Annotated in this window: 1 protein-coding gene; it reads left to right on the top strand. The window is 53.9% G+C overall.

Annotated elements, in window-relative coordinates:
* Nucleotides 1-493 (top strand): VOC family protein (locus tag NS283_RS19450; RefSeq protein ID WP_206542575.1); only part of this gene is annotated, 493 nt, incomplete at its 5' end.
* Nucleotides 494-633: the final 140 nt, after the last annotated feature.

The following is a 633-nucleotide window of genomic DNA, read 5'->3' on the forward strand; positions in this document are numbered from 1 at the left end:
GAGCAACAAACGTGCTGACTGCAGATACATTATAAACCTCACTGTTATGCCGTTACCCACGCCCACTATTAATAGCCTTTTTACAGAATCAGGAGAAGCAATGGTGATACAACAACTGCGCATTGCGCGCCCGGTCAGTGACCTGACCGCGAGCGCAGACCTGTACTGCACTGGCCTTGGATTGCATAAACTGGGGGAGTTCAGGGACCATGACGGATTCAGCGGCATTATGCTGGGTGATAAGACCTTGCCCTGGCATCTGGAGTTTACGTTTTGTCAGCACCATCCTGTCCAGCCCGCGACAACGGTTGACGATCTGCTGGTGCTGTATCTGCCGGACGCGGCGTGCTGGCAGCAACGTTGTCAGGTAATGACGCGTGCCGGGTTTACTGAAGTGACGTCTTTTAACCCGTACTGGGCAAAAAACGGCGCAACCTTTCAGGACAGGGACGGCTATCGGATCGTTATCCAGCATGCCGCATGGCAGGCCTGACGGCATAAGTAATAAGCAGGCGCTACCACACGGACTGGTGGGTTTATGGCGTGCGGCTCTCTCTTACAGATGAGACGTTTGAATCTGGCGTCGCCCATGGCATGATGAAAACCCGTTTTTACGCCGAGCCCACGAGACTA

The sequence above is a fragment of the Microbacterium testaceum genome (genome assembly GCF_001476285.1).
Taxonomy (GTDB): domain Bacteria; phylum Actinomycetota; class Actinomycetes; order Actinomycetales; family Microbacteriaceae; genus Microbacterium; species Microbacterium testaceum_B.